The 2965-nt window shown below is 61.0% G+C and carries 3 protein-coding genes; 2 read left to right on the forward strand and 1 reads right to left on the reverse strand.

Annotated elements, in window-relative coordinates; translation table 11 throughout:
- Window positions 1-89: 89 nt before the first annotated feature.
- The gene (locus EOC06_RS35270; protein WP_127320737.1) at window positions 90-911 is read right to left on the reverse strand and encodes a pyruvate, water dikinase regulatory protein; all 822 of its coding nucleotides are present in this window, start codon (window positions 909-911) and stop codon (window positions 90-92) included.
- Window positions 912-1316: 405 nt separating this feature from the next.
- Here EOC06_RS35270 and hemE point away from each other — a divergent pair, with 405 nt between their 5' ends.
- Together hemE and hemJ are read left to right on the forward strand one after the other, a co-directional pair.
- On the forward strand, window positions 1317-2348 hold the full coding sequence (gene hemE, locus EOC06_RS35275) for a uroporphyrinogen decarboxylase (RefSeq protein ID WP_128309976.1): 1032 nt from the start codon (window positions 1317-1319) through the stop codon (window positions 2346-2348).
- Complete coding sequence (hemJ, locus tag EOC06_RS35280; RefSeq protein WP_128309977.1) at window positions 2348-2884, forward strand: protoporphyrinogen oxidase HemJ; 537 nt, start codon at window positions 2348-2350, stop codon at window positions 2882-2884. Before hemE ends, hemJ begins: the two co-directional genes overlap by 1 nt.
- Window positions 2885-2965 lie beyond the last annotated feature (81 nt).

Consider the following 2965-nt stretch of genomic DNA (forward strand, 5'->3'; position numbering starts at 1 on the left):
CTCCCCGTCACTATACGGGGAGAGGATGCCGGCAGGCAGGTGAGGGGCGGCGCCGAATTTCCGCCAGGGAAAACGCACTCCTCGCTCATCTATCTATTCTTCCCCCGCAGGGCAACGATGGCCGCCGCCGTTTCCTCGATCGAGCGGCGGCTGACGTCGATCATCGGCCAGCCGTGGCGCGTGCAGATCTTGCGGGCATAGGCGAGCTCTTCGCCGATTGCGGCGCGGTCGACATAATCCGATGCCTCATACGAGCCGCTGTTGCCGAGGATGCGGTTTTGCCGGACATGCGAGATGCGTTCGGCGGTGGCGATCAGCCCGACGATCAGCGGCTTGCTGGCGGCAACCAGGCTTTCCGGCACCGGCACGCCGAGCACGATCGGGATGTTGGCGGTCTTGATGCCGCGGTTGGCGAGATAGATGCTGGTCGGCGTCTTCGACGTGCGAGAAATGCCGATCAGCACCACATCGGCATCGTCCATATTGAGCGGCAATTGGCCGTCATCATGATCCATGGTGAAATTGAGCGCGTCGATGCGGCGGAAATATTCGGCGTCGAGGACATGCTGGGCGCCGACGCGGCGGCCGGCCGGGGTGCCGAGATAGGACTGGAACACGGTCAGCACCGGCTCCAGCACCGACACGCAGGGCAGGCCCATGGCCGCGCAGCGCTCGTCGATGCCGCGCGCCAGCTTCTGGTCGACGACCGTATAGAGAATGATGCCCGGTTCCTCCTCGATGTCCTCGAACACCTTCGCCACCTGCTTTTCGGTGCGGATCAGCGGATAGATATGCTCGATGGCGCGCGCGTCCTTGTACTGCGCCGAAGCCGCCCGACCGGCGGCGAGCAGCGTTTCGCCGGTCGCGTCGGAAATCAGGTGCAGGTGGAAGAAGCTCTGGGGTTTGTTCACAGGGGGTCACCTGGGGCTGTGGGCTTCTGTGGATAAAGCGGGATGAAAAGACGGGCCTGTCGGAGGCGACTGTATCAGATGGCGGCTTGTCCACAATTCGATGCGCTGTCAGCTTCGTCGGGCGACTGGGGACAAGTTTGGGGACGGCTTTTTTCGACTATGGTCCATCCACAGGACCTGCCTTTCACCACTGTGCCTAACACTTTGACTCGATTGATCGATTCAGAGCTATCCCCAGAACCCTACATCTGGGAAAAAGAAGCACGCGACAATATGTTGGCTGGTGTTTTCCGGGGCGAAGCGGGACAGGTGACAACCACCAGAACCAACAGACTCTTAAAATCAGAAGAATCTTAGATATAAGAATCTTTGATTATAGAAGAGGCTGGGAGAAGCGAGCGCCCGATGCCCCAGAACCGGATCATGCTGGATGTCCTGAAGGGCAAGGCTCATTTTCCGCCTCCGCTCTGGATGATGCGTCAGGCCGGACGCTATCTGCCGGAGTATCGGGAGACACGCAAACGCGCGGGCTCGTTCCTGGACCTCTGCTATGATCCCGACCTTGCGGTCGAAGTGACCTTGCAGCCGATCGAGCGTTTTGGTTTCGATGCCTCGATCCTGTTTTCCGATATCCTTGTCGTTCCGCATGCGCTTGGCCGTGACGTCCGCTTCGAAGAGGGCAGAGGGCCGCTGCTGACGCCGATCACCGCGCCGGAGATTTTGGCTCTGGAAAGCAAGGTGTTTCACGTGAATCTCGAACCGGTCTACGAGACGGTTCGCCGGTTGCGGGCCAAACTGCCCGAAGAGACAACCCTGATAGGCTTCTGCGGCGCGCCGTGGACGGTGGCGACCTACATGATCGCCGGTCATGGCACGCCCGACCAGGCGCCGGCGCGGCTTTTTGCCTATCGCGAACCGGTGGCCTTTCAACGATTGCTGAAGGTGCTTGCCGAACATTCGGCCGCCTATCTCATCCGCCAGATCGAGGCGGGTGCGGATGTGGTGCAGATATTCGATTCCTGGTCCGGCGTGCTGGACGATGAGAGTTTCGACCTGTTCTGCGTTCAGCCGATGGCCGAGATCGTTGGCCGGGTGCGGGCGGTTCATCCCGATGTTCCGATCATCGGTTTTCCCAAGGGTGCCGGTTCGCGCTACCGGACATATCGACAGAAGACCGGCGTGACGGCGCTGGGGATCGACTGGACGGTACCCCTGATCGCAGCGAAGGAATTGCAGCGCTCGGGTGCGGTTCAGGGCAATCTCGATCCCTTGCGGCTCGTGGCTGGCGGCAAGGCGCTGTCGGATGGCGTCGAGGCGATCCTGAGGGCGCTGGGAGACGGGCCGCTGATCTTCAATCTCGGTCACGGCATCACGCCGGAGACGCCGATCGCCCATGTCGAGGCGATGGTGAGTCAGGTGCGGAGCGCGACACGCTGATGGCTGAGATGAAAAACACGAACAGCACCGGTCAGGCGATGATGCGGATGATATCAGGTATCGCGGTGCTGGTCGTTCTCACCGCGCTTTTGTATTTCGCGGCACCCGACAGCTTCTATCTCTGGGCAAAGGCGATCCATATCCTCGCCGTCATCTCATGGATGGCGGGCATGCTCTATCTGCCGCGGCTGCTGGTCTATCATGCCGATGCCGAGAAGGGCTCGGTGCAATCGGAGACCTTCAAGGTGATGGAGCGGCGCCTGCTGCGCGGCATCATCAACCCGGCGATGATCGTCACCTGGGTGTTCGGCCTGTGGCTCGCCTGGAAGGGTTTTGGTTTCCAGGGCGGCTGGCTGCATGCCAAGATCGGTGCGGTGCTTTTGCTGTCCGCCATGCATGGCTATCTCGCGGGCGCGGTGCGCAAATTCGCCGAGGACCGCAATGAAAAACCGGCCAGGCACTGGCGGATGATCAACGAGATCCCCACATTGCTGATGATCGCAATCGTCATCCTGGTGGTGGTCAAGCCGTTCTGATGGTTCGACTGATGCCTTCAAGCGTTGGCGCTGCCCCTCACCTGCCTGCCGGCATCCTCTCCCCGTATAGGGACGGGGAGA

Source organism: Mesorhizobium sp. M7A.F.Ca.MR.362.00.0.0 (genome assembly GCF_004023175.1).
Taxonomy (GTDB): Bacteria; Pseudomonadota; Alphaproteobacteria; order Rhizobiales; family Rhizobiaceae; genus Mesorhizobium.

Excerpts from the sequence above, each read along its gene's own strand:
- hemE (WP_128309976.1), top strand. The coding sequence starts at position 1,317 with ATGCCCCAGAACCGGATCATGCTGGATGTCCTGAAGGGCAAGGCTCAT.
- hemJ (WP_128309977.1), top strand. The coding sequence starts at position 2,348 with ATGGCTGAGATGAAAAACACGAACAGCACCGGTCAGGCGATGATGCGG.